The organism is Cryobacterium sp. 10I1 (assembly GCF_035019805.1).
Classification (GTDB): domain Bacteria; phylum Actinomycetota; class Actinomycetes; order Actinomycetales; family Microbacteriaceae; genus Cryobacterium; species Cryobacterium glucosi.
In genome coordinates this window covers 1-320 of sequence record NZ_JASJVF010000617.1, presented here as the reverse complement: position 1 = coordinate 320, position 320 = coordinate 1, and the positions used below count along the sequence as shown (strand labels likewise).

At 74.4% G+C, this 320-nt stretch carries 1 pseudogene; it reads left to right on the top strand.

The window, feature by feature from the left end:
• A pseudogene (locus QN345_RS20025) lies at positions 1-320 on the top strand (type II secretion system protein F); the annotation flags it as partial.

Here is a 320-nt window from a genome sequence, read left to right as displayed (position 1 = left end):
ATTCACCCCCGAGCCCGGCTGACGGCGCAAGCGGACGGCCCCAGCCGCGCGGCCCTGCGACCTTGCGCGGGTCCCTCGCCCTTGCCGGCCTCGGCTCGCTGCCGCTCCCGGCGTTCACGGCGATTTCGCTCCTGCTGGGCCTGGCCTGCGCTGCCCTCGCCCAGGCGTTGATCGGAGTCAGGGTGCTCGCCCTTGTCGCCGGCGTTGTCGGCGACCTGGTGCCGATGACGATCGTGCTCTGGCGGGCCCGCGAGCGGCGGCGCTCGCACCGTACGGTCTGGCCGGACGTCGTCGACCACCTGGTTTCGGGCGTGCGCTCC